General features: G+C 62.4%; 25 protein-coding genes. 6 read left to right on the top strand and 19 right to left on the bottom strand.

Annotated elements, in window-relative coordinates; genetic code table 11:
- Window positions 1-90: 90 nt before the first annotated feature.
- Window positions 91-1,515: a glutamate--tRNA ligase gene (gene gltX, locus O7B34_RS08345; protein WP_337145589.1), complete on the top strand. Its 1,425-nt coding sequence runs from the start codon at window positions 91-93 to the stop codon at window positions 1,513-1,515.
- 182 nt (window positions 1,516-1,697) lie between these two features.
- Entirely contained in the window at window positions 1,698-3,020 is a 1,323-nt protein-coding gene (gene gltA, locus O7B34_RS08340) for a citrate synthase (RefSeq protein ID WP_337128109.1), read from the top strand.
- Window positions 3,021-3,054: 34 nt separating this feature from the next.
- On the opposite strand, the gene lpxB is transcribed toward gltA, so the two are convergent.
- The 14 genes from lpxB to O7B34_RS08270 form a co-directional block, all read right to left on the bottom strand.
- Window positions 3,055-4,227: a lipid-A-disaccharide synthase gene (gene lpxB / locus O7B34_RS08335; protein ID WP_337145588.1), complete on the bottom strand. Its 1,173-nt coding sequence runs from the start codon at window positions 4,225-4,227 to the stop codon at window positions 3,055-3,057.
- Window positions 4,220-5,134: an LpxI family protein gene (locus tag O7B34_RS08330; RefSeq protein ID WP_442920951.1), complete on the bottom strand. Its 915-nt coding sequence runs from the start codon at window positions 5,132-5,134 to the stop codon at window positions 4,220-4,222. Before O7B34_RS08330 ends, lpxB begins: the two co-directional genes overlap by 8 nt.
- Window positions 5,106-5,939, bottom strand: coding sequence for an acyl-ACP--UDP-N-acetylglucosamine O-acyltransferase (gene lpxA / locus O7B34_RS08325; protein ID WP_337145586.1), 834 nt, complete (start codon window positions 5,937-5,939; stop codon window positions 5,106-5,108). Before lpxA ends, O7B34_RS08330 begins: the two co-directional genes overlap by 29 nt.
- A 13-nt stretch (window positions 5,940-5,952) precedes the next feature.
- Window positions 5,953-6,420 carry a 3-hydroxyacyl-ACP dehydratase FabZ gene (fabZ, locus tag O7B34_RS08320; protein ID WP_015317790.1) on the bottom strand — a complete coding sequence of 156 codons (468 nt, stop codon included), beginning with the start codon at window positions 6,418-6,420 and terminating at the stop codon, window positions 5,953-5,955.
- The gene (lpxD, locus tag O7B34_RS08315) at window positions 6,413-7,468 is read right to left on the bottom strand and encodes a UDP-3-O-(3-hydroxymyristoyl)glucosamine N-acyltransferase (RefSeq protein ID WP_337145585.1); all 1,056 of its coding nucleotides are present in this window, start codon (window positions 7,466-7,468) and stop codon (window positions 6,413-6,415) included. Before lpxD ends, fabZ begins: the two co-directional genes overlap by 8 nt.
- 72 nt (window positions 7,469-7,540) lie before the next feature.
- Window positions 7,541-9,913 carry an outer membrane protein assembly factor BamA gene (gene bamA / locus O7B34_RS08310; RefSeq protein WP_337106865.1) on the bottom strand — a complete coding sequence of 791 codons (2,373 nt, stop codon included), beginning with the start codon at window positions 9,911-9,913 and terminating at the stop codon, window positions 7,541-7,543.
- A gap of 217 nt (window positions 9,914-10,130) precedes the next feature.
- The gene (gene rseP, locus O7B34_RS08305) at window positions 10,131-11,273 is read right to left on the bottom strand and encodes an RIP metalloprotease RseP (protein ID WP_337145584.1); all 1,143 of its coding nucleotides are present in this window, start codon (window positions 11,271-11,273) and stop codon (window positions 10,131-10,133) included.
- Window positions 11,274-11,369: 96 nt separating this feature from the next.
- Window positions 11,370-12,185, bottom strand: coding sequence for a phosphatidate cytidylyltransferase (locus tag O7B34_RS08300; RefSeq protein WP_337145583.1), 816 nt, complete (start codon window positions 12,183-12,185; stop codon window positions 11,370-11,372).
- Window positions 12,182-12,916, bottom strand: a complete 735-nt coding sequence (locus O7B34_RS08295; protein ID WP_027142618.1) for an isoprenyl transferase — start codon at window positions 12,914-12,916, stop codon at window positions 12,182-12,184. Before O7B34_RS08295 ends, O7B34_RS08300 begins: the two co-directional genes overlap by 4 nt.
- 32 nt (window positions 12,917-12,948) lie before the next feature.
- Window positions 12,949-13,503 (bottom strand): ribosome recycling factor, encoded by a 555-nt coding sequence (frr, locus tag O7B34_RS08290; protein WP_027142617.1) that lies wholly within the window; start codon window positions 13,501-13,503, stop codon window positions 12,949-12,951.
- A 102-nt stretch (window positions 13,504-13,605) separates the two neighbouring features.
- Window positions 13,606-14,328: a UMP kinase gene (gene pyrH / locus O7B34_RS08285; protein WP_337140355.1), complete on the bottom strand. Its 723-nt coding sequence runs from the start codon at window positions 14,326-14,328 to the stop codon at window positions 13,606-13,608.
- 152 nt (window positions 14,329-14,480) lie between these two features.
- Window positions 14,481-15,590 (bottom strand): aldo/keto reductase, encoded by a 1,110-nt coding sequence (locus O7B34_RS08280; protein ID WP_337106861.1) that lies wholly within the window; start codon window positions 15,588-15,590, stop codon window positions 14,481-14,483.
- A gap of 35 nt (window positions 15,591-15,625) precedes the next feature.
- Window positions 15,626-16,153 (bottom strand): nuclear transport factor 2 family protein, encoded by a 528-nt coding sequence (locus O7B34_RS08275; protein WP_337145582.1) that lies wholly within the window; start codon window positions 16,151-16,153, stop codon window positions 15,626-15,628.
- Window positions 16,154-16,215: 62 nt separating this feature from the next.
- Entirely contained in the window at window positions 16,216-16,644 is a 429-nt protein-coding gene (locus O7B34_RS08270) for a nuclear transport factor 2 family protein (protein ID WP_337145581.1), read from the bottom strand.
- Between the two features lie 108 nt (window positions 16,645-16,752).
- Between O7B34_RS08270 and O7B34_RS08265 the strand changes: the two genes are divergently transcribed.
- Window positions 16,753-17,688: a LysR family transcriptional regulator gene (locus O7B34_RS08265; RefSeq protein ID WP_337145580.1), complete on the top strand. Its 936-nt coding sequence runs from the start codon at window positions 16,753-16,755 to the stop codon at window positions 17,686-17,688.
- Between the two features lie 13 nt (window positions 17,689-17,701).
- Here the strand turns inward: O7B34_RS08265 and tsf are convergent, their stop codons facing one another.
- The 5 genes from tsf to O7B34_RS08240 form a co-directional block, all read right to left on the bottom strand.
- Window positions 17,702-18,622, bottom strand: a complete 921-nt coding sequence (gene tsf, locus O7B34_RS08260; RefSeq protein ID WP_027142611.1) for a translation elongation factor Ts — start codon at window positions 18,620-18,622, stop codon at window positions 17,702-17,704.
- Window positions 18,623-18,731: 109 nt separating this feature from the next.
- Window positions 18,732-19,514 (bottom strand): 30S ribosomal protein S2, encoded by a 783-nt coding sequence (gene rpsB, locus O7B34_RS08255; RefSeq protein WP_140505484.1) that lies wholly within the window; start codon window positions 19,512-19,514, stop codon window positions 18,732-18,734.
- Window positions 19,515-19,689: 175 nt separating this feature from the next.
- Window positions 19,690-20,301 carry a LysE family translocator gene (locus O7B34_RS08250; protein WP_337145579.1) on the bottom strand — a complete coding sequence of 204 codons (612 nt, stop codon included), beginning with the start codon at window positions 20,299-20,301 and terminating at the stop codon, window positions 19,690-19,692.
- Window positions 20,298-20,576, bottom strand: coding sequence for a DUF4031 domain-containing protein (locus O7B34_RS08245; protein WP_027142608.1), 279 nt, complete (start codon window positions 20,574-20,576; stop codon window positions 20,298-20,300). The genes O7B34_RS08250 and O7B34_RS08245 overlap by 4 nt, the downstream gene beginning before the upstream one ends.
- Window positions 20,577-20,607: 31 nt before the next feature.
- A complete protein-coding gene (locus O7B34_RS08240) occupies window positions 20,608-21,438 on the bottom strand; it encodes a cell envelope integrity EipB family protein (RefSeq protein ID WP_027142607.1) in 831 nt (276 codons plus the stop codon).
- Between the two features lie 139 nt (window positions 21,439-21,577).
- Here O7B34_RS08240 and O7B34_RS08235 point away from each other — a divergent pair, with 139 nt between their 5' ends.
- From O7B34_RS08235 to O7B34_RS08225, 3 genes are read left to right on the top strand one after another with little or no spacing between them, the layout of a single operon-like run.
- Window positions 21,578-22,042, top strand: coding sequence for a RidA family protein (locus O7B34_RS08235; RefSeq protein WP_015317774.1), 465 nt, complete (start codon window positions 21,578-21,580; stop codon window positions 22,040-22,042).
- A 14-nt stretch (window positions 22,043-22,056) separates the two neighbouring features.
- Window positions 22,057-22,785, top strand: coding sequence for a glycerophosphodiester phosphodiesterase (locus O7B34_RS08230; RefSeq protein WP_337145645.1), 729 nt, complete (start codon window positions 22,057-22,059; stop codon window positions 22,783-22,785).
- Between the two features lie 56 nt (window positions 22,786-22,841).
- Window positions 22,842-24,053: a GNAT family N-acetyltransferase gene (locus O7B34_RS08225; RefSeq protein ID WP_337145578.1), complete on the top strand. Its 1,212-nt coding sequence runs from the start codon at window positions 22,842-22,844 to the stop codon at window positions 24,051-24,053.
- Window positions 24,054-24,123 lie beyond the last annotated feature (70 nt).

Below are 24,123 nucleotides of genomic sequence, written 5' to 3'. Positions count from 1 at the left end.
TGCGCCCTCGACACCCTATGCTACATGAACGCGCGACGCGCGAAAGTCCGCGCACTCCGCACTCAGCTTCAGACGTTTTCCGAGAGTTCCATGCCCGACAAGGTCATCACCCGTTTTGCTCCCTCGCCGACCGGCTATCTGCATATCGGCGGCGCGCGCACGGCGCTGTTCAACTGGCTCTATGCCAGGCACACCGGCGGCATGATGCTGCTGCGCATTGAGGACACCGATCGCGAGCGTTCGACCGACGCGGCCACATCGGCCATTCTCGACGGCCTGACCTGGCTCGGCCTGTCGTGGGATGGCGATGCGGTCTCCCAATTCGAGCGCGCGCCGCGCCACCGGGAGGTGGCCGAGGAGCTGGTGCGCCTGGGCAAGGCCTATTACAGCTACGAGACTTCAGCCGAGCTCGAGGCGATGCGCGAGGCGGCACGCGCCAAGAGCCTGCCGCCACGCTATAACGGCCACTGGCGCGACCGCGCCCCGTCGGAGGCACCCGCCGGCGTCAAGGGTGCCATCCGCATCAAGGCACCGACCGAGGGCGAGACGGTGGTGCAGGACCGGGTCCAGGGCGAGGTGCGTTTCCCCAACAAGGATCTCGACGATTTCATCATCCTGCGTTCGGACGGCAACCCGACCTATATGCATGCCGTCGTCGTCGATGACCACGACATGGGCATCACCCATATCATCCGTGGCGACGATCACCTGACCAACGCCGCCCGCCAGACGGTGATCTACAACGCCATGGGCTGGGACGTGCCGTCGATGTCGCACATCCCGCTGATCCATGGCGCCGACGGCGCCAAGCTGTCGAAACGCCACGGCGCGCTGGGCGTCGAGGCCTACCGCGCCATGGGCTATCTGCCCGAGGCGCTGCTGAACTACCTCGCGCGCCTGGGCTGGAGCCATGGCGACGACGAGGTCATGTCAATCAAGGACATGATCTCCTGGTTCGATATCGGCGACGTCAACAAGGGCGCGGCGCGCTTCGACTTCGCCAAGCTCGAGGCGCTGAACGGCGTCCATATGCGCCGCATGGCCGACACCGAATTGTTCGACATTTTCATCGCCACCTTGCCCTATCTGGAGGGTGGCCCGGCGATGGCGGCGCGCCTCGACGAGAAGAACAAGGCGCAGTTGCTGGCAGCACTTCCGGGCCTGAAGGAGCGCGCCAAGACGCTGGTCGAGCTCGCCGACGGCGCCGGCTTCCTGTTTGCCGCGCGGCCGCTGCCGATCGACGACAAGGCGGCACTCCTGCTCAACGACGATGCCCGCAAGATCCTGCGCGGCGCTCACGAAGCCTTGAACGCCCTGTCCGGCGACTGGACAGCCGCCACGGCCGAGGCCGCGATCCGCGACTATGCGCTGGCTGGCGGCCACAAGCTCGGCGCCGTGGCCCAGCCGCTGCGGGCTGCCTTGACCGGCAAAAGCACATCGCCAGGTGTGTTCGACGTGCTGGCCGTGCTGGGGCGTGAGGAAAGCCTGGCGCGCATAGCGGATCAAATCGATTAGGAGCAAACTGGCCCAAGAAGATTGGCATTGAAAGGCGCGTTTCGCAGTGCAACATTAGGCTTGGCCCAATCTGGCACGCACCTCCTAAAATGCGGTGGCGAATACGCGCATTGCGGTGATTTCGACGTGTCGCTCTGCGGAATTTGCCTTTGCCGGCATGAGGAAACAAGAAGGAGTTTGCAATGACCGAAGCTGCGAAAAAACTGGATGTGGGCGGCCAGGAGGCCACTGCAACGCTGCAATTCGCCGGCAAGACTCACGAATTCAAGGTGCGAAGCGGCTCGGTCGGACCTGACGTCATCGACATCGCCTCGCTCTACAGCACCACCGGCGCCTTCACCTATGATCCCGGCTTCACCTCTACGGCAAGCTGCGAGTCGGAAATCACCTTCATCGATGGTGATGCCGGCATCCTCCTGCATCGGGGCTACCCGATCGACCAGTTGGCCGAACACGGCGACTTCCTCGAGGTCTGTTACCTCCTGCTCTACGGCGAACTGCCGACGAAGGCGCAGAAGGACGATTTCGATTATCGCGTGACGCGCCACACCATGGTGCACGAGCAGATGTCGCGCTTCTTCACCGGCTTCCGCCGCGACGCGCACCCGATGGCGGTGATGTGCGGCGTGGTTGGCGCGCTGTCGGCCTTCTATCACGACTCGACCGACATCTCCGACCCATACCAGCGCATGGTTGCGTCCATGCGCCTGATCGCCAAAATGCCGACGATCGCGGCCATGGCCTACAAGTACCACATCGGCCAGCCCTTTATTTATCCGAAGAACGAGCTGAATTTCGCCGCCAACTTCCTGCACATGTGCTTTGCCGTGCCGTGCGAGGAATACAAGATCAATCCGGTGCTGGCGCGCGCCATGGAGCGCATCTTCATCCTGCACGCCGATCATGAGCAGAACGCTTCGACCTCGACCGTTCGTCTCGCCGGCTCTTCGGGCGCCAACCCCTTCGCCTGCATTGCCGCCGGCATCGCTTGCCTGTGGGGCCCGGCCCATGGCGGCGCCAATGAAGCGGCGCTCAACATGCTGGGCGAGATCGGCCATGTCGATCACATCCCGGAATTCATCGCCCGCGCCAAGGACAAGAACGATCCGTTCCGGCTGATGGGCTTTGGCCATCGCGTCTACAAGAACTACGATCCGCGTGCCAAGATCATGCAGAAGACGGCGCATGAGGTTTTGGGTGAACTCGGCATCAAGGACGATCCGCTGCTCGACATCGCGATGGAACTGGAAAAGATCGCGCTGACCGATCCCTATTTCATCGAGAAGAAGCTCTATCCGAACGTCGATTTCTATTCCGGCATCACGCTGAAGGCGCTGGGCTTCCCCACCACCATGTTCACGGTGCTGTTCGCGGTCGCCCGCACGGTCGGCTGGATCGCGCAGTGGAAGGAAATGATCGAGGATCCGCGCCAGAAGATAGGCCGCCCGCGCCAGCTCTACACCGGCGCGCCGGAGCGCGACTACGTGCCGATCGCCAAGCGCTGAGCGGTGCCGGGCTGATGACCGAAAAAGGCGTCCGTCAGGGCGCCTTTTTTATATGGCGCAGGACCACGCCCGCGGCGATTTCACCGGACGGTTTGTCCGTTGCCATGCGCCGTGAGATCTCGGCAAACCCGTCTTTCTGCCAGGCGCGCATGCCACTGTCGGCCAACAGCGCTTCCAGCTGGCGCGCAAGATTGTTCGGTTTGACGTAGTCGTTGTAGAATTCCGGGATCAACGCGCGATCCGAGATCAGGTTGGGAAGCAGCGCCGACCAGACGGAAACGAGATACGGCGCGACGACGCGTGCGACCGGGTCGAGCCGATAGCAAGAGATCATCGGCACCCCGGACAATGCCAGTTCCAGGGACACCGTGCCGGACGCGATCAACGCGGCGTCGGCCTTGCCGAAGGCCTGCCATTTGCGCTCGGGCTCAAGGATAATCTCGGGTTTCTCGTCCCAGCGCGTGACCGCGGACCGCACGGCATCCGCGACATGTGGCACCGTCGGCAGCATCAGCCGGAGCCGATGCCCGCGAGCCCGCAACATCGACACGGTCTCGCCGAACGGCTCGAGCAGCCGCCGCACCTCGCCGCGCCGCGAGCCGGGCAGGACGAGCAGCGTCTTCACGCGGTCTGGTGATAGATCACGCGGCTGGCCTTGAGCCTTTGCCGCCGAGAGCACACCCGCGTCGTGGGTCAGACGGTGCCCGACATAGGTGCCGGGCGGACCACCCAGCCGATCGAGCTCCTTCACCTCAAACGGCAGGATGCACAGAATGTGGTCGACATAGGGCTTCATCGCCACCGCCCTGCCCGGCCGCCATGCCCAGACGCTCGGGCAGACATAGTGGACGATCGGGATCGACGGGTTGGCCGCGCGCACTTTTTTGGCGACGCGCAGCGAAAAATCGGGACTGTCGATGGTGACGAGGCAATCGGGCTTGGCGTCCGCAACCATCCCCGCCAGCTGGCCGATCCGCCGGATCAGGCGCGGCAGGTCACGCAGGACGGCGCTGAACCCCATCAGAGCGACCTCGCCGGCGTCGAACGGCGAAACCAGCCCAAGCGCCTGCAGGTGGCGGCCGCCGAGTCCAACGAGCTGCACCTCGCGCCCTGTCATCTGGCGGAGCGACCGGACGATGTCGGCGCCAAGGAGGTCGCCTGACTCCTCGCCCGCGACGATCGCGATCTTCAGAGCCCTGTCAGCCATGTCCGGACTCCGCTGCGGCCAGGCCGATGATGAACAGGCCAAGCTCATTGGCACGCGAGAGGGTTGCGGGGCCTTCGAGGATCAGGGAGCGTCCCGCTTCGACGGCAATGCCGGCAAGGCCGGCCGCATGCGCTGCTTCTACCGTCTGTGGTCCCATGGAAGGGAGATCCGCCCGCAACTCCTGGCCAGGCTTGGCGCATTTGACCAGAACGCCGCGCGTCTTGCCGGCGATACGGCCGTGGCCGCGCAGCAGCCTGGCGCGGTCCAGCAATCCGGCCGTGCCCTCGATGCCTTCAAGCGCAATGGTCCGGCCGCCGACCGCGATCGCCGCCTGGCCGATATCCAGCGCCCCAATGGCCTTTGCCGCCGCAAAACCCGCCTCGATGTCGCGCCAGTCCGATTTCAGAGGCTTAGCCCTGGTCAACACCCCTTCGGCGGCGACAAGGTTCGGCACGATCTCGTGGGCACCCACGACCTTAATCCCCCTGGCCTCGAGCCCGCGCGCCACCACCTTGAGCAGCCCGTCATCGCCACGCGCCAACGCCATGACAACAAGGGGCACCACGGCGAGCAGGCTGAGGCTTGGTCGCAGATGTGTCAGCCTTGGCCTGCGCTTTATCTCGCCCGCAAGTACGAGATGGGTAATCCGGTTGCGCTTGAGCAGCGGAACGAGCGATCCTATCGCCTCCAGGGCAAGGGTATCATGCTCGTACCGGCACAACTCCGCCAGGCGGTCAGCCTCACCGTCCATGAGCACGATGAAGGGCGCATGACCCTGTTCGACCAAACCGGCAGCGACTTCGACCGGAAGGCTGCCGCCGCCGGCGATGATGCCGACCTTGGCATCAGGCGGGAGATCAAGACCAGCCGCGGCTGTCTCAGCCTTCGTCATCGGTATCGTCGCCATCGCCGCCCTTGAGCGACGGCACCGCGTAGTGCCGCTTGCCGCGACTGGTGATGAAGTCGATGATCTTCATTGCGGTCGGCGACGAGGCGAACTCCGCCTTGGCGAACTCGATGTTCTCGCCGACGGTGCGGGAGCGGTCGAAGATCGTCTTGTAGGCCTTGCGCAGCAGATAGATTTCGGAACGCGGCAGACCGGCGCGCTTGAGGCCGATGATGTTCAAGCCGCGCAAGCTGGCGCGGTTACCGACCGCGATGGCGTAGGGAATGACATCACCAACAAAAGCCGAGCACCCGCCAAGAAAGGCGTTGTCGCCTACACGCACGAATTGATGAACGGCGCTAAGGCCGCCGATATAGACATTGTTGCCGATCTCGCAGTGGCCGCCCAATGTCGCCCCATTGGCGAAGGTGGCGTTGTTGCCGACGGCGCAATCATGGGCGATATGGGCGTAAGCGAGGAAATTGCCATTGTCGCCCACCGTCGTTTCGCCGCGGCTGGTGTCGGTGCCGACATGCATGGTCACGCCTTCGCGGATGGTGCAGTTGGCGCCGATGACGAGTGTGGTGCGGCCGCCCTTGTGCTTGGTGTTCTGCGGCGGTCCGCCCAGGATCGCCATCGGATAGACCTTGGTCGACGCTCCGACAGTGGTCGCGCCCATGACCGAGACATGGCTAACCAGTTCGACACCGTCACCGATCACAGCATCGGCGCTGACATGGCAGAACGGCCCAATGCGCACATCGTGGCCGATTTGGGCGCCTTCTTCCACGACGGAGGAAGGATGGATTGACGTGTTGATTTTCATAGGTACTCGATCGTCAGTCGCCGGTGACCATCATGGCTGAAATCTCGGCCTCGGCCGCCTTGGTACCTTCGACCAGGGCTTCGCAGGCGAATTTGAGCAGATTGCCGCGCTTCTTGATTTTCTTGACATGGATCTTCAACTGGTCGCCGGGAACGACCGGTTTGCGGAATTTGGCGTTGTCGATGGTCAGGAAATAGACCAGCGAGGGCTTCGACGCCCCGAGGCTGCGGATACAAATGGCGCCCGCCGTCTGCGCCATGGCCTCGACGATCAGCACACCCGGCATCACCGGCTGCTCCGGGAAATGACCCTGAAAATGCGGCTCGTTTATGGTCACGTTCTTGATGCCGATGGCGGAGTCGTCGCCATCGATGTCGACGATGCGGTCGATCATGAGGAAGGGGTAACGGTGCGGCAGGAGCTTCATAAGCCCCAATATGTCGACCGCTTCCAGCGTTGTCGCCGCCACCATGTCAGCCATTGTCCTTGCCCTGCTTGCGTGCCCTGGCCATCGTGCGCAACATGGCTATCTCTCGCATGGCTTCCGCCATCGGCTGCGCCGGATAGCCACCCCATATCTCGCCGGCGGGAACATTGCTCATAAATCCACTTCTGGCGGCAAGCTTGGCACCTGTACCAATCGTCAGATGATCCGCAAGCCCGACGCCGCCGCCCATGGTGACATTGTCCCCCACCACCACGGAACCGGAAATACCCGAAAGGCCGGCTACTATGCAATTGCGACCGATGCGGACGTTATGGGCGATCTGCACGAGATTGTCGATCTTGGTACCTTGCCCGATGATCGTATCGGACATGGCGCCGCGATCGACGGTGGAGTTGGAGCCGATCTCGACATCGTCCTGGATGATGACCCGCCCGATCTGTGGAACACGTTCGGGACCCTTGGCGCCGCCGACAAAGCCAAAGCCGTCCTGGCCGATCCTGGCGCCACCATGGATGATGACCCGATTGCCGATCAATGCGTACTGGATGCTGGCGCCCGGGCCGACATAGCCGTCACGGCCGATCTGGCAGGACTGTCCGATGACGGCGTTTGGCGCAATGACGGTGCCGCTGCCGATCGAGACACCCGGCCCGATGACCACGCCGGCCTCGATGACAGCGCCGGCTTCGACATGCGCTGTCGGATCGATGTGGGCATGGGGCGAAACACCGGTTTCACCGGTCATCGGCCCCGGCGTAGCGGCCGTGGGGAACAGCAGCCGACCGACCAGGGCGAATGCCTGTTGCGGCCGCGGGTGGATCAGGACAGCGACGCTAGCCGGCGCCTTGTTTGCGAATTCCGCCGGGCACAGGACAGCTGCCGCCCGCAACGACGGCATCAGCGCGGAATTGCGCCTGCCGTCGACGAAGACGAGCGCGTTGGCGCCACCTTCATTGGCTGGCGCCAACGCTTCGATCGAAACGTCGGATTGGCCGGAATCGACAAGCACCGAGCCAGTCAGATTCGCGACTTCGGCCGCCGTATACCGGCGTGATGGCGCGAAGAACACCGGATCGGTCATTCCAGAAGCTATATCCAGCTAGGTCGGAACATTTCCCCCGGATGCAAACCCGGGAGCATCGTTGGCCGCCGATCAGAAGCGGGTCGATATGCCGAAGTTGAATTCCTGCACGTCGTCCGTGGCTTCCTTCCTGACCGGGATCGCATAGTCGATACGGATCGGCCCGAACGGCGAGGCCCACATCAGGCCGATACCGACCGAGGCGCGAAGCTTCATGTCGAGAGAAGCCTGATCGACACTCGTGTTGATCTTACTACCATAGAGAGTTGCCGCGTCTGCGAACACAGCGCCGCGCAAACCGAAACTCTCGGGAATAACCGGCAATGGGAACTGCGCTTCTGCCGAGGCGTTGAAATAGGTCACACCCCCCAGATGGTCACCCGTATTCGGGTCCACGGGACCGATGCCATTAAACGCAAAGCCACGGATCATGCGGTCAGTACTCTGGAATTGGTCAAAGATACGCAGATTACCGTCATTGCCATAACTCTCGACATGACCGGCGCCGCCCGAAATCAGCCCGACCAGATCAAGCTGCTCGGAGAGCGTCTGATAGATGCTGCCGCGCCCGGTGATCTTTACGAACTTCGCGTCACCACCAAGACCGGCAAGTTCGACCGTCGTGTTGGCATAAATGCCTTCATGCGGGTTCTTCATGTCGTCAATCGTGTTGTAGACCAGTCCCAAGCTGACCGACGACTTGATCCAAGGACTTTGAGCGATGCCGTCCAGGATGGCCGGTGAGATGTTACAGGTACCGTCGGGATCTACGTCGCTGGTAGGGCCACAGCCATCGTCGACCTTATACTTCTCCTGCGAGATATTATACGCCAACTGGGTCGTGATGCTGTTGGTGATCGGCAGTCCGAAGCGGATCGTCGCGCCGGTGGTGTCGCTGTCGTAGTTGTTGTTGTATTCCCGCGTCGACTTGTAGATGTCGAAGCCGGCGGCGATGCGCCGTCCGAGGAAATAGGGCTCGGTGAAGGACAGGCTGTAGTCGCGCGAGTTCTTGCCGCCACCCGCGGACACTTTGATGAACTGGCCACGGCCGAGGAAGTTGCGCTCCGTGATCGATCCTTCGACGGACGGTCCGGCCGTGTCGCCACCGGTCGAATAGCCGGCACCAACCGAGAATTCACCCGTCGACTTCTCGACCACATCCACCACCAGCACGACCTGATCAGGGGCCGAGCCAGGCACGGTCGAAATGTCGACTTTGTCAAAGTAATTGAGGTCTTCCAGACGCTTCTTCGCGCGCTGGATGAGCACCTGGTTGAACGCGTCGCCTTCGCTGACATCGAATTCGCGGCGAATGACATAGTCACGCGTCCGATCGTTGCCGCGGATCTCGATGCGCTCGACATAGGCCTTGGTGCCCTGGTCGACCGTGTAGACCACCGAAATCGTATGGTTCTCGAAGTTGCGATCGCCACGCGGCGTCACCTGCGCGAATGCGTAGCCGGAACCGGCAACCTTCTCGGTCAAGGCAATGATCGAGTCTTCGACATTCTTGGCGTTGTAGACATCGCCCTTGTGTGTTTCCACCACCGATTCCAGCGACTTGGAGTCCACTTCCGGGATCGTGCTTTCGACGCTGATGTCGCCGAAAGTATAGCGCTCGCCTTCCTGGACGGTGATGGTGACCGTGTATTTGTTGGTCGCATTGTCGAGCTCGCCGACAGCGGACACGACCTGGAAATCAGCATAGCCGTGATTATAGTAGAAGCGGCGCAGCAGTTCCTGGTCGGCGCGCAGCTTGTCTTCATCATAGACGTCGTCGCGCAGGATGAACGAGACCCAGGATGAGCGCTTGGTGTTGATCACGTCCGACAGGCGGCGGCTGGAATAGGCGCTGTTGCCGACGAAATTGATTGCCGCGATCTGCGTGCGATCGCCTTCGGTGACGTGGAACACCACATTCACGCGGTTGTCGCCGAGCTCCATGATCTGCGCGGTCACGCCGGCATCGTCACGGCCGATGCGCCTGTAAGCGGCCTTGACCGCCTCGACGTCCGAATCGAGCGTAGCCTGGGAGAACGTGCCGCGCGGCTTCAGCTGAACCGCTGCCTGAAGCGCGTTGTCCTTGAGCTTCTTGTTGCCCTGGAACAGCACCTGGTTGACGACCTTGTATTCCGAAACCTTGACGACCAGGGTCGAGCCGACCTGGTTGATCTGGACATCGGAGAACAGGCCGGTGCCGAACAGCGCCTTGACCGCGCTATCGACATCGGAGCTGGAGAAGGCCTTGCCGGGCTTGATGGTGATGTAGTTGCGGATGGTATCGGCGTCGACACGCTGGTTGCCGCTCACCTCCACCCTGCTTACGACAGCGGCTTCGGCCGCCGATGTGGCAACGAACTGCACTGCGAGCGCACCGGGTACGACCAGAGCGGCGGACAGTGCCGCCGCTGACGCGGCGTTTAGAAACTTGGATGCTGCCTTCATCGGGCTTAATAACCTTTTCTCGTAGTCCCCACGGCGAGAAAACCGGACGTGCGGTCATTTCCCCTACCGTATTAACCGGATTTTCCCTACACGCAAGGCTTCTGGTTAATTTGTATTTACTTAACCCTGTTGCGTGGCTTTCGCGTCACTCATATCCCCGTGCATGGTAAACGGCGTCTCAACATCGGCCATGCCCAGGCCAAATTCCTTCATGATTTCAGCACCCAAAGAGATCGTTCCAGAACACGAACGCCATGAAGCACAGCACCAGAAGCAGACCGGCCCGATAGGCCATTTCCATCATCCGTTCCGACACCGGCCGGCGGATGACGGCCTCCACCCCGTAGAACAACAGATGGCCGCCGTCGAGGGGGGGAATCGGCAAAAGGTTTAGAATGCCTATCCCGACGGAGAGCAGCGCGACAAGCTGCACCAGCCACTCGAAACCGAGTTTGGCAGCCTTGCCGGCCATGCCGGCGATCTTGACCGGACCACCCAGCTGGCACTTGTCCTCGCGCCCGACGACGAAGCGCTGCAGAAACTGGCCCGTGCGCTCGATGACATGGCCCGTTTCCTCAACGGCCGCCGCAACGGCTCCCACCGGGGTGTATGTGATGAGACGAGGCTGGCCGAGTTCCTTGTTGTTGACGACGCCGATCACCGCAACCTTGATCTTGTTGCCGAGCGCGTCCTCCTGTTCCATCAGGTGCGGCGTCGCGGTCACCGTGACCTCCTTGCCGCCGCGCAGCATGACGAAGGTGATGGTGTCGCCGGCCCGGCCCGAGACCAGCCGCTGCACGTCTCCGAAGGTTTCGACCTTGCTGCCGTCGACGCTGACGAATCGGTCGCCAGGCAAAATGCCGGCTTTGGCCGCGGGACTCTCGGCGGTGACCTCGGCCACCATAGGCTCCGCCACATAACGCCCATAGGAGGCAAACAGCACGGAAAAGACGACGATCGTCAGCAGGAAGTTGAACAGCGGCCCGGCCACCACCGTTGCCGCGCGCTTCCAGATCGCCTGGGTGTGGAAGGCAACCTTGCGTTCCTCGTCGGTCAGCGTTTCGAGCTCGTCCGATGTCGGCTTGCTGGAGGTGGCGCTCATGTCGCCGACAAACTTCACATAACCGCCAAGCGGGATGGCGCAAAGCTTCCAGCGCGTGCCGCGCCTGTCGTTGAAGCCTATGAGCTCCGGGCCGAAGCCAATCGAGAAGGCCCTGACCCCGATGCCGCACCAGCGGCCGACGAGGTAGTGGCCCATCTCGTGAACGAACACCACCACGGTCAGTACGAAGAGAAACGGCACGAGCGTGCCGAGAAAGAGGCCTTCCGTGCTGAAAATCGCGTGAAGAATCTCGTTCAACTCAAGCCCTCAATTCTTCCGCGGTCGCTGCGTGACTGTGACATCAATACAGGCGAATCCAAGGCACGTCCGCGCCAGATCGTGGAATGACACCATTCAAATGGCAAACAGCCCCTGTGCCGGATGATCGGCGCCCGCCGAAATCCAACCGATGACGTATAGGGCAAGAGCGGCCGCGACAAGCCCGTCGACGCGATCCATGATGCCGCCATGGCCAGGAATGAGCACGCCCGAATCCTTGCGGCCGTGCCGCCGTTTGACCCAGGATTCGAACAGGTCGCCAGCCTGGGCGACAACGGACAGCACCAGCGCCACAAGGCCGAGCAACGCCAGGTTGCCGGCCCCGGCAATGGCTGCCAGCAAAAGTCCCGCGACGACGCCACCGACCGCCCCGCCGAACGCGCCGCTACGCGTCTTGCCTGGTGAAATCGACGGCGCCAGTTTGGGCCCGCCGACGGCGCGCCCGACGAAATAGGCGAAGATGTCCGTCGCCCAGACGACCGCGAACAGGAACAGGATGGCGACGAAGCCCGAATGGTCGCCGTCGCGCAGCAGGGCAAGTGACAGACCCGACACGCAGGCATAGGCAAGGCCGCCAGCGTCCCACCGGTCGATCCTGCGAATTCCCGCGGTGGTCGCCGTTATCGCAACCAGAATCACCACGAGCGGCAGCAGCCACAATGCGGGCAGGCCGGCAATCAAGGCACCGACGAAAATGACCATCAGCGCTTCCGGCAGGAAGCCAAGCCCGTCGGCCGCGGCGGGCCGCGACATGCGTGTCCATTCATAAAAGATCATTGCCGCCATGACGGCGCACAGCAGCCGGAAAGGCAGGCCGCCAAGCCAGGTCAGGCCAAGGGCCGCAATAGCGAGCACGACCGCCGAAATCACACGTAGCTGAAGATTGCTCATCCCGCGGCCGGTCGCGACGCGACGTCTTGCGGGTCCAGTCCGCCGAAGCGGCGCTCGCGGCCGGCATATTCGCGCAAGGCCTCGGCGAGGTGCTCGCGATTGAAGTCCGGCCAGTAGCACGGCAGGAAGACGAGTTCGCTGTAGGCGGCCTGCCATAAGAGGAAGTTGGACAGGCGCAGCTCGCCGCTGGTGCGGATGACCAGCTCCGGATCGGGAATGCCTTGCGTGTCGAGAGAGCCGGCAAAGCTTTCGGCGGTGATCGCCTCGCTGTCGATTTCACCGCGCGCCACCGCCTCGGCGAGCTTACGCGCCGTGCGCACGATCTCGTCGCGCCCGCCGTAATTGAAGGCGATCACCAGCGTCAGCGAGGTGTTGTGGATCGTCAGCGATTCGGCTTCCTCGAGCAGCCCCCTGATGTCCGCCTGCAGCCCTGCCCGGTCGCCGATGATCCTGACCCGCACGCCGCTCTGGTGCAGCTCGGCAAGGTCGCGACGGATGAACAGCTTCAACAGCCCCATAAGGTCGCTGACCTCGGACTTCGGCCGTGACCAGTTCTCCGACGAGAAAGCATAGACGGTCAGGAAGGAGATACCGAGACCGGGGGCGGCACGCACAGCCTTGCGCAGCGCCTCGACACCGGCGCGATGACCCGCGAGCCTCGGCATACCGCGCGCCTTGGCCCAGCGTCCATTTCCATCCATGATGATCGCGACATGCGCGGGCGTTGTCATGATCTCGCTTTCGGATCAGCCAAGGGCCAACCCTAAACCTGCATGATTTCAGCTTCCTTGTCGGAAAGCAGATGATCGATGGTGCTGATGGTCTCGTCGGTAAGTTTCTGGACCTGGTCGGAACGCTTGCGCTGATCGTCCTCGCTGATGTCGCCGTCCTTCTCCGCCTTCTTCAGGAAATCCATACCATCGCGACGCACATGGCGCGCGGCGACGCGCGCGTTCTCGGCATAGCCGTGCGAAATCTTGACCAGTTCCTTGCGGCGCTGTTCGTTGAGCTCCGGCAGCGGAATCCTCAGGTTGGTGCCGTCGACGATCGGGTTGAAGCCCAGATTGGATTCCCGGATCGCGCGGTCGACCGCGCCGACCATCGACTTGTCCCAGACCGAGACCGAGATCATGCGCGGCTCAGGCACGGTGACGTTGGCCACCTGATTGATCGGCATGGTGGTGCCATAGGCTTGCACCTGGATCGCGTCGAGCAGGTTGCTTGAGGCGCGACCGGTCCGCAGCGAGGCCAGATCATGCTTGAACGCCGCGATTGCCCCATCCATGCGCCGCTTGAGATCGTCGTACTCACCACTCATTCTAGTCTCCTCGCCCCGTCTGCCGCGGGTTCACTGCTTCGGGGCAAAGGCCCCGTGTTCGAGCCTGATTTCGAAACCCGGTTTCCCGGGATCAGGCCCGGATCACTCGTCCGCGACGACCGTACAGCGGCCGCCGCCCCTCAGGATATCGCCGAAACCACCTTTTTCGTGGATCGAATAGACGATTATCGGAATGTTGTTTTCGCGCGCAAGTGCAATCGCAGCCGTATCCATGATCGACAGGCCGCGATTTATGACTTCGGCATGGCTGATGCGCTCGAAACGTGTCGCGCTTGGGTCCTTTTTCGGGTCGGCCGAATAGACGCCGTCGACCTGCGTGCCCTTGAACAACGCGTCGGCGCCGATTTCGGCAGCACGGAGCGCTGCGGCCGAATCGGTGGTGAAGAACGGATTGCCGGTGCCGCCGGCGAAGATCACCACCTTGCCCTGGTTCATGTAGGCGGTCGCCTGGCGCTGCGAAAAGCTCTCGCAAAGCTCGGGCATGGCAATCGCGGACAGCACGACGGCCTCGACGCCGATCTTGTTCAGCGATGTGCGTAGCGCCAGCGAATTGATGACAGTGGCAAGCATGCCCATATGGTCGCCAGTAACGCGGTCCCCACCCTTGGAGGCAACGGCCACGCCGCGAAAGATATTGCCGCCGCCAATGACGACACCCACCTCTATGCCCAGCGCGCGCGCCTCGGCGATGTCGCCGGCGATGCGGTCCACGACCGAGACGTCGATGCCGAAATGCTGTTCGCCCATCAACGCTTCGCCCGAAGCTTTCAGCAGAACACGTCGGTAGAGGGGCTTCACCGTCATCTGGTTCCTCGAAAATCCCGGCGCGGCAAGCTCTGAAGGCGAAAAAGGCCTCCTGCTTCGCCCGGCGGTGCTGTCATGACGGGTTGACCGGATACACGAAGGGCGCGGCGATGTCACGCCGCGCCCTTGTGCAAAATTCCAGGCTTTTTGGATCAGTTGCTGCTGATGGCAACGGCCTCGCCTTCGACCACGACCGGCAATGCATAACCGGACGGCTTGTCGCCGGTCACGACACCGCCGGCGACACGGACCTGGATCTCGGGACCGAAATAGGAATGCGGGAACGGCGCCGGCGTGCCGCTCACCTTGTCCAGCCGCTGGCGAAGCGCGGGCGGTATCGAGAAATCGAGCGCGGCAAGATTGTCCTGCAACTGCGAAAGTCTCGTTGCCCCAAGGATGACGGTGGCGATTCCTGGCTGTGTCGCCACCCAGTTGAGCGCCACCTGAGCCATGCCGCGGCCGAGTTCGGCGGCGACTTTCTCCAACTCCGCCACAACAGCCCAGTTGTGATCCGTGAATTTCTGGAAGCCGGGATGGGTGGTGTTGCGGAAACCGTCGAGCCGGCCGGCATTGCCCGCTTGCGCCGGGCGGTATTTGCCGCTCAACAGCCCGCTGGCCAGCGGGCTCCAGACCATGATGCCGGCGCCATGACGTGTCCCGAACGGCACGAATTCATGCTCGATGGCACGTTCCGCCAGGGAGTATTCGAGCTGCAACGCCGAGATCGGCTCATAGCCGCGCAGTTCGGCGATCGCCTGAGCCCGCCCGGCATACCAGGCCGGCACGTCGGACAGGCCGATGTGACGTATCTTGCCTGCCCGAACCAGATCGTCGAGCGTACGCAGCACTTCCTCGGCCGGCGTCAGCCTGTCCCAGATATGCATGAGATAGAGATCGATGTAGTCGGTGCCCAGCCGCTTCAGCGAGGCGTCGACGGCACGCATGATATTCTTGCGGCCATTGCCGCCGGCGTTCGGATTGCCGGGGTTCGAGTTCATGGTGAATTTGGTGGCGATCACCGCCTTGTCGCGCAAGCCTCGCTCGGCCACGAATTCACCGAGCCAGGTCTCGGCGGTGCCCCCGGTATAAAGGTCGGCGGTGTCGAAGAAATTGCCGCCGGCCTCGACATAGGCGTCGAACATCGCGCGCGCCGTATCCCGGTCCGCGCCCCAGCCCCATTCCGTGCCGAAGGTCATCGTGCCCAGCGCCAGCCGGCTGACGCGCAGGCCGCTGTTGCCGAGTGTGTAGTAGCTCATCGTCATTGTCTTTTCCGATCCTGATCCGGTTGATGCGGGCGTCATTGGCCCGGGGTCGTCTTGACCCAGGGATTGCCGCGTTCATGCGTCATGCGGAAGGTGAAGCCATCGACCTTCCAGGCGGTGCCAGAACGCGTCAGGTGGTGCTCATAGGTGCCCCAGACTTCCCAGAGTGGATCGCCATTGCCCTCCATCCGGTTCCAGGCATAGCCGTTCGACAGAACAGTCGCCGTGTCCGCCTCGAGGACGACCTGGTGATTGGTGCGCAGGTGCAGGCTGGTCTTGCTGCCCTTGAGATTGCCGGCCCAAGCGCCGATCAGATCGTCGGAGGCAATGTTGGCCGCGGGCTGCCCGGACAGGCTGCTGAAGTCGGCGGTGACCCTATCCGCGAAATAGCTGCGCGCGCGTTTCCAGTCCTGCGCGTCGACGGCGCGGTCGATGGCATCGGCGATACGGATCACGGCGCGTTCATCGGCAAGTGCCTGCCAGCCGGTCGGTTCGGCACCACCGGCATCGACGGGCGCCAAGGCAAGGCCTGCGGCGAAGGTAACGTGTTTCAAGGCATTCATTTCGCTTCTCCTTTGGTGGATAGGTTTGCAAACGGACGGATGATCAGTCGGGAGGTCCGCCTTCAGCCTTTTGACAGCGCGTCGACAACGACCTGGAACCGGCGCGGGTCGAAATAGTCGTGATAGGCGCTGATCAGGCCATTCTCGAAATGGAAGACGGCAATGTTGCTGTTGGTGTATTCGGTGCCGCCCACGAGCACGGCGCGGTTCCGGTATTCGACCACCACGGCTTCGGAGTCCGCGGCGGGATAGATGGCCGTCAGTTGCGATTCGAAGGTTTCGAAATTGCTGAACAGTCCCCTGAAAGCGGCCACGATCGCTGCCTTGCCGTCGATGCTGTCGCCAAATCCCGCCGGCGGATAGAAGACTATGATGCGGCCATCCTCGGCCCAGAGTTCACTCCAACTGTCGATCTCCTTGCGGTGCATCAGGTCAAAGAAGTTGTGTACCGTCTGGAGGTTGCGGGCTTGTCTGGAATGAAGGTCGGACATCGGAGGCTCCTGTCTGATGCTTGCCGTTCGATGCCGTCTTCAATGCCCCGCTTTTGCCTCCTCGATAAGATTGCATGATCTGCATGGACCGTGCGATATGGTTCATGAATGGACCGAGACCTGCTCACCCACCTGCCTGTCATTGTAGCCGTTGCGCGGCGCGGCGGCTTCGCACTTGCCGCGGCGGAACTCGGGATGAGCCCGTCGGCGGTCAGCCACGCGGTGCGGCTCGTCGAGGAGCGTATCGGCCAGCCGCTGTTTGCGCGCACGACGCGCAGCGTTTCGCTCACTGAGGCCGGCAAGGCGCTGGTGGAAACGGCGGCCCCTGCCCTCCAGGATATTGCCGAGCGGATGGACCGCATCCGCAGCGACAAGGGCAGGCCGTCTGGCCTGCTCAGGATCAACGCCTCCAACATCGCGATTCCATTGGCGGTGACGCCGGTCGTCGCCGCGATGGCCGAGCGCTATCCCGACATTACGGTCGAGATTTTTGCCGATCAGGGATTGGTCGACATCGTCGGCGAAGGTTTCGACGCCGGCATCCGGCTCGGCGAGATGATCGCGCAGGACATGGTTGCCATCCGCCTGACGCAGCCCTTCAAAGTCGTCATCGTCGCCTCTCCCGCCTATATCGGGCGACGTGGCCGTCCGCGCCGCGTTGCCGATCTCGCGAACCACAATTGCATAGGGTACCGGCTTGTCCGCTCGGGGGCTCTCTATCGCTGGGATTTGACCGAGAATGGCAAGGACGTGGTCATGGAAACCAGCGGTACGACCATCGTGACGGATTCGCTCGCCGCCATTGATCTGGCGCTCGCTGGCGTCGGCCTCGCCTATATGTTCGAGCCGCTGGCCCGCGCGGATCTGGCAGCCGGGCGCCTGATGCAGGTTCTGCCGCAATCAGCGATCGAGGAACCCGGCCTTTTCCTCTACTTCCCGCGCCGCGCCGCGATGGCGCCGAAGCTCAGGGCGTTTGTCGATACCGCAAACGAAATCGGCCGGGCATCCCTGCGGACACCCGGCCGAAAAACACAGTCGGAATAAAGCGGTAGGACCCTTACTTCTTGACCGCCGCCGCGACTTCCGCGGCGAAATCGGACTCTTCCTTCTCGATGCCCTCGCCAAGTGCGAAGCGCAGGTAGGCCGTGATCTTGGCCGGCGCGCCGATTTCCTTTTCGGCATCCTTCAGCGCCTTCTCGACAGTGATGTCGGGGTTGAGCACGAAGGCCTGCTTCAAGAGCACGACTTCCTCATAGAACTTGCGCAGGCGACCCTCGACCATCTTTTCGATGATGGCTTCCGGCTTGCCTGACTGGCGCGCCTGGTCGGAGAAGATTGCCTTCTCACGCTCGACCGCTGCCGGGTCGATCTGCTCGGCGGTCAGCGCCATCGGGTTGGTGGCGGCGACATGCATGGCGACCTGGCGGCCAAAGGCATTGGCGGCATGCTCGTTGCCGGTAGTCTCGATCGCGACCAGCACGCCGAGCTTGCCAAGGCCATCGGCGACCGAATTGTGGACGTAGGTCGCAACCGCGCCATGCGGCACGGTCAGCTTGGCCGAGCGACGGAAGCCCAGGTTCTCGCCAATGGTGCCTACAGCGTCCTTGATGGTGTCGGTGACCGACTTGTCCGAACCCGGATACTTCGCGGCGGCCACAGCCTCTGTCGTGCCATAGGCAAGCGCCACCTTGGCGACGTTGGCGACGATTTCCTGGAAGGCGGCATTGCGGGCGACGAAATCAGTCTCGGAATTCACCTCGACGACGGCGGCTTCGCGCACGCCGTTGTCGACGCCGATCAGGCCTTCGGCGGCGGTGCGGCCGGCCTTCTTGTCGGCCTTGGAGATGCCCTTCTTGCGCAGCCAGTCAACGGCTTCTTCCATGTTGCCATTGGTCTCGTTCAACGCCGCCTTGCAGTCCATCATGCCCGCGCCGGTCAAGTCGCGGAGTTCTTTGACCTGTGCAGCCGAAATGCTCATTGTCGCCTCTTTGTTTAAATGCACCGACGCACCATCGTTATTTGATGGTGCGTCTGTTTAGCGTGCCAAAATATGAGAAAGATGAAGGCCGCAAACCGGCCTTCGACTATCAAGCCTCTGGGGCTTCCGACGCCGGAGCCGGATCGAGCGCCGGCTCGACCGGAGCTTCGACCGAAGCGCCGATATCCATGCCGAGCGCGCCCTGCTGACGGGCGATGCCGTCAATCGCGGCCTTGGCGATCAGGTCGCAATAAAGCTGGATGGCGCGGGCCGCGTCGTCATTGCCGGGGATCGGGAAATCGATCTTGTCCGGATCGCAGTTCGAATCGATGATGGCAACGACCGGGATGCCCAGGCGCTTGGCCTCGAGGATGGCGATCGCTTCCTTGTTGGTGTCGATCACGAACATCAGGTCGGGCGTCGAGCCCATGTCCTTGATACCGCCGAGCGCCTTGTCGAGCTTCTCGCGCTCGCGGTCGAGGTTCAGGCGTTCCTTCTTGGTCAGGCCTTGAGCCTCGCCGGCCAGCATCTCGTCGAGCTTGCGCAGGCGCTGGATCGAGTTCGAGATCGTCTTCCAGTTGGTCAGCATGCCGCCGAGCCAACGCGAATTGACGTAGTACTGGGCCGAACGCTGCGCGGCATCGGCGACGATGTCGGACGCCTGGCGCTTGGTGCCGACGAACAGCACGCGGCCGCCCTTGGCAACGGTGTCGGAAACCTGCTTCAGCGCCTGGTGCAGCAAAGGCACCGTCTGCGAGAGGTCGATGATGTGGATGTTGTTGCGGGCGCCGTAGATGTAGGGCGCCATCTTCGGGTTCCAGCGGTGGGTCTGGTGTCCGAAGTGAATGCCAGCTTCCAAAAGCTGGCGCATGCTGAAATCAGGCAGTGCCATTCTCATTTCCTTTCCGGTTAGCCTCCACGGACACAGGCATTTTTGGACGAAGTCCTCGAACGCCACCGGAGGTTTCAGCCGGATTTCTCCCGGGCAGACACCAAAGTCCGTGTGTGGAATGAGCGGGCATATAGAGGGGATGTGCCATAAACGCAAGCCGTGTGACGCTTTCCGCTCAGCGTGCGGCAATCAGCGCTCCGGTGCCGATCATGGCACTGCCGGCGAACCTGTTCATCAGCCGCATGCGCCCGGGCGTCCTGAACCAGCCCGAGGCCCGGCCCGCAAGTACCGCATAGACACCCATGGTGAGGATATTGACGCTGACGACGACGGCCACCACCAGCAGGCCATCGACAAACGTCAGCGTGTCGAGATCGAGGATCAGCGGCATGATCGAGGCATGAAACAGGATCGCCTTCGGGTTCCCCAGCGCAATGGACGCGCCAAGGAAGAAGAATCGCGACAATCTCGCCTGTGCCGTCTGCGGCCCGTTCGGTTGCGTGGCCGAGGCCCGCCACATCCTGATACCGAGAAAAATCAGGTAGGCGGCGCCTGCATATTTTAGCAGGAGGAATATCCATTCGAATGTCTGGGCCAGGGCTACCAGTCCGAGCAGTGCCAGAGTGACCAGCACGGCATCGCCGGCGGCGACCCCCACGCCGGCCATGAAGGCGCGAAGGAAACCACGCGACACGCCATTGGTGATGACCGTGAACATCGCTGGCCCCGGTGTGGCGGCGGCGAGTGTGACGGCTGCGCAATACGCGAAAAATGCCGTTGGTGTCATGACCGGGCCTTTCCGTTGGGTACCCGCACGCGCCTGAAGATCGCGACGATCTCCTCGCGGCTGCATTCGATGGCGCCGAGCCGCACCGCGCGGTCGCGCTCGAAACCGGTTATGTCATAGTGTGGCGCCGATGTCCTGGGCGGCCCCTGGTAGGACGAGCGCTTCACGCCAAGCCGGGATGCGAACCGATGCAGCTCTTCGGTGTCGTCGGCCATCAAATGGCACCAGCGATGGCCTGCCCACTTCCAGATCGCCGCATCGACATAGACCGCCATCGAGCCCGGCCAGTTCACTTGCGCATCGCTGCTACTTCGATACGGGACAAGGCTTTGTCTGGTCGAACAGCGACAGGTTGACCAGCTTGCCGGTCATGGAGAAGTCGCCATAGTCCATGACGAGATCACGGGTGATGCCGTTTTCGTGCAGCTTGAAGCTGATCCGGTATTCCGGCACTTCCTCGCCCTTCTGGGCACTGTCGTCGAAATAGGCGATGTCGACCGGCCAATATTTGTCGGTGGCAAGCTTCGCCAGTGCCGGCGCTTCCGGATCGGCCTTGTCTGCTTCGGTCTTCTTGCCGACGACAACGGTGGTCGTCATCACCTTGTTGGCGTCCTCCGACCCGTCGAACAGGTTGGTTTGATAGAAGTTTTCGCCTTTTTCGGCCTTGCCGATCAACTCGACCAGATGCTGGGTCGGAAACTGGGTGGCCGCGAGTTCAAGACTGTTCTTCTCCGGCTTGTCGATATCGACCTTCAGCCCCTTGGCATTCTTTGTCGCGACGCCCTTGACCTCCTTGTCGAGGTTCTGGTCGACGAAGGACTTCGTTACGAAAGAAAACACCTTGCCTTCCGCGTCCTCGAAGGTGGTGGTCTGCTGGTCGGTCAGCTTCGTGTTGTCGCTGGTCGCGATCTGGGTGACGAAACGGAATTTCACCGTGTAGCCTTCGCAGGCCGAGCCGTTGAACTCGTAGACCATACGGCCAGTGATACCGGTGATGCCGGATCGATCATCCGCCTTCTTGAGGGTGAGATCGTAGACGGCGCGATGCGCCTGCAGCGCCGGTACGGCGAAAGCGGAGCCCACAGGGAACAGCGCCGACAACAGAACGGCGTGGAATGCAAGGCGCGCTGCGCGCATGAGGTACTCCAATCGTCGCGGCTGATGGCAGGGCCGCAGGGAAAGATGGTCCAGCTTAAAAAAAGTCGTGGCGGAAGCGAGGCAAAAATAGCAATTTCGGCCCGGCCAGCGCGGCACCTTCCAGCAATAGGGAAAAGCAATGAGTGAAACAATCGAAAAGCGGCTAAGTGATCTCGGCGTGACGCTTCCTGTTGCCGCCGCGCCCGCCGCCAACTACGTGCCCTATTGCAGGACCGGCAACCTGCTGTTCACGGCGGGACAATTGCCGCTCAAGGACGGCAAGCTGCAGGCGAGCGGCCTGCTCGGCCGCGACGTCGACACGGCAAGCGGCAAGGACGCCGCGAAATACTGCGCCATCAACATCCTGGCGCAAGCCAAGGCGGCACTTGGCGACCTCGAGAAGATCCGCCGTCTGGTGAAGATCACCGTCTTCGTGGCGTCGGCCCCCGACTTCGTCGAACAGCATCTGGTCGCCAACGGCGCCTCCGATTTCCTGGTTGCCGCGCTTGGCGAAAGCGGCAAGCATGCACGCTCCGCCGTCGGCACCGCCTCCCTGCCGCTTAATGCCGCGGTGGAAATCGAAGCGATTTTTGAAGTCGAATGAGTGAAGGTGCGGACATGATCAACCTCTCCTGGCTGACTGCCCGGCCGGTTGCCCATCGCGGCTTTCACGACATGAACAAGTCGCGCTGGGAAAACACGCTTTCCGCCTTCGCCGCAGCGGCCGAACGCGGCTACGCGATCGAATGCGACGTGCATCTGTCGTCGGATGGCGTTCCCATCGTCATCCATGATGACGATCTGCAACGGCTGACAGGGCAGGACGGTTTCGTCTGGCAACGCAGCGCGGCCGAACTTGGCGCGCTCAAGGTCGGCGGCACGGCGGATCACGTGCCGACGCTGCAGGAAACGCTCGACCTCGTCGACGGCCGCGTGCCCATGGTCGTCGAGCTGAAAGGAACTCCCGGTCGCGATGAGGGCCTGGTGGCGCGCGTCGGCAAGATGCTGAAGCGCTACAAGGGCAAGGCGGCGATCATGTCGTTCGATCACTGGCTGATCCGCGATTTCCCCAGGCACGCGCCCGGCATTCCGGCTGGATTGACCGCCTATGGCAAGGACGCCAAGTTGATCGAAGCACATTTTTCCATGCTGGCGCACGAACTCTCCTTTACCTCTTATGCCGCCGGCGATCTGCCGAACCCGTTTGTCAGCTTCGTGCGCGAAAAGCTCAAAATGCCTGTCATCACCTGGACGGTGCATGACCAGCCGGCGGTCGACCTGACCTTTAGATATGCCGACCAGATGACGTTCGAAGGTTTCGAGCCCGACCTGGTCAAAGTCGCCTGAGCAGGGGTGCCCGAAACGTGACTTGTAGCGGCCCGAATGGAGCTTAAATAAGCCTCATGGATCAGGGCGACGACTGCGAGGGGCAAACGGCGAATGCGGACTATTCGATCCGCATCGCTGCGGGCATAGGCGCCTTTACCTGCGATGAATGGAACGGCTTTGCCGGGACCACGCGCGGCGACGCGGCCGGATATAACCCGCTCGTTTCATTCGCTTTTTTGAGCGCTCTGGAGGATTCGGGCTGCGCCGTGCGGCGCACTGGCTGGCAAGGCCATCACCTGCGGCTGGAAACCGCGCAAGGCAGGCTGCTCGGCGCTGTTCCCTGCTATCTCAAGTCGCACAGCCAGGGCGAATATGTGTTCGATCACGGCTGGTCGGATGCCTTCGAGCGCGCCGGCGGCCGTTACTATCCAAAATTGCAAAGTGCCGTGCCGTTCACGCCGGTCACCGGCCCTCGCCTGCTGGTCGGCAAGGGCGAGGATCAGGACGCGGTTAAGGCCGGGCTTGCCGCCGGGCTCAAAATGGTGACCGACAAGCTCGGCATATCCTCGGCGCATGTCACCTTCGCGCAGGAAAGCGACGTCGCGATGCTGGAGGCCGCGGGCTTCCTGCATCGCACCGATCAGCAATTCCATTTCTTCAACGAAGGCTTTTCCACCTATGACGACTTCCTCGCCACGCTTGCCTCGCGCAAGCGCAAGGCGATGAAGAAGGAGCGGCGCGAAGCGCTTGCCGACGGCATCTCGATCGACTGGCTGACCGGCAAGGACCTGACCGAAAAGGCCTGGGACGACTTCTTCGCCTTCTATATGGACACCGGCAGCCGCAAATGGGGCCGCCCCTACCTGAACCGCCAGTTCTTCTCGCTGATCGGCGAACGCATGGCGGACGACATCCTGCTGGTGATGGCCAGGCGCAACGGGCGCTACATCGCCGGCGCCATCAACTTCATCGGCTCCGACGCGCTCTATGGCCGCAACTGGGGCTGCATCGAGGATCATCCCTACCTGCATTTCGAGGTCTGCTATCACCAGGCCATCGACTTCGCCATCGAACGCAAGTTGAAGGTGGTCGAAGCAGGCGCGCAAGGCGAGCACAAGCTGGCGCGCGGCTACCGACCGGTGACCATGCATTCGGCGCACTACATTGCCCACCCCGGCCTGCGCAAAGCGGTCGCCGATTATCTCGGCCGCGAGCGGCGCGAGGTGGAGCGGATGGGCGAATATCTGGAAGAACATACCCCGTTCCGCAAAGATCTCGAGGAATAGCGACCGGGCTGCCTGGGCAGTGTCGACTTCGCCCGATCGTCTTGCCGAGTTTCGACGGCTTCGCTACACG

It is taken from the genome of Mesorhizobium sp. Cs1299R1N3, from assembly GCF_037179625.1.
Lineage (GTDB): Bacteria > Pseudomonadota > Alphaproteobacteria > Rhizobiales > Rhizobiaceae > Mesorhizobium > Mesorhizobium salmacidum.
The sequence above is the reverse complement of the archived record's forward strand: the minus strand, read 5'-3'. Positions and strand labels throughout refer to the sequence as shown.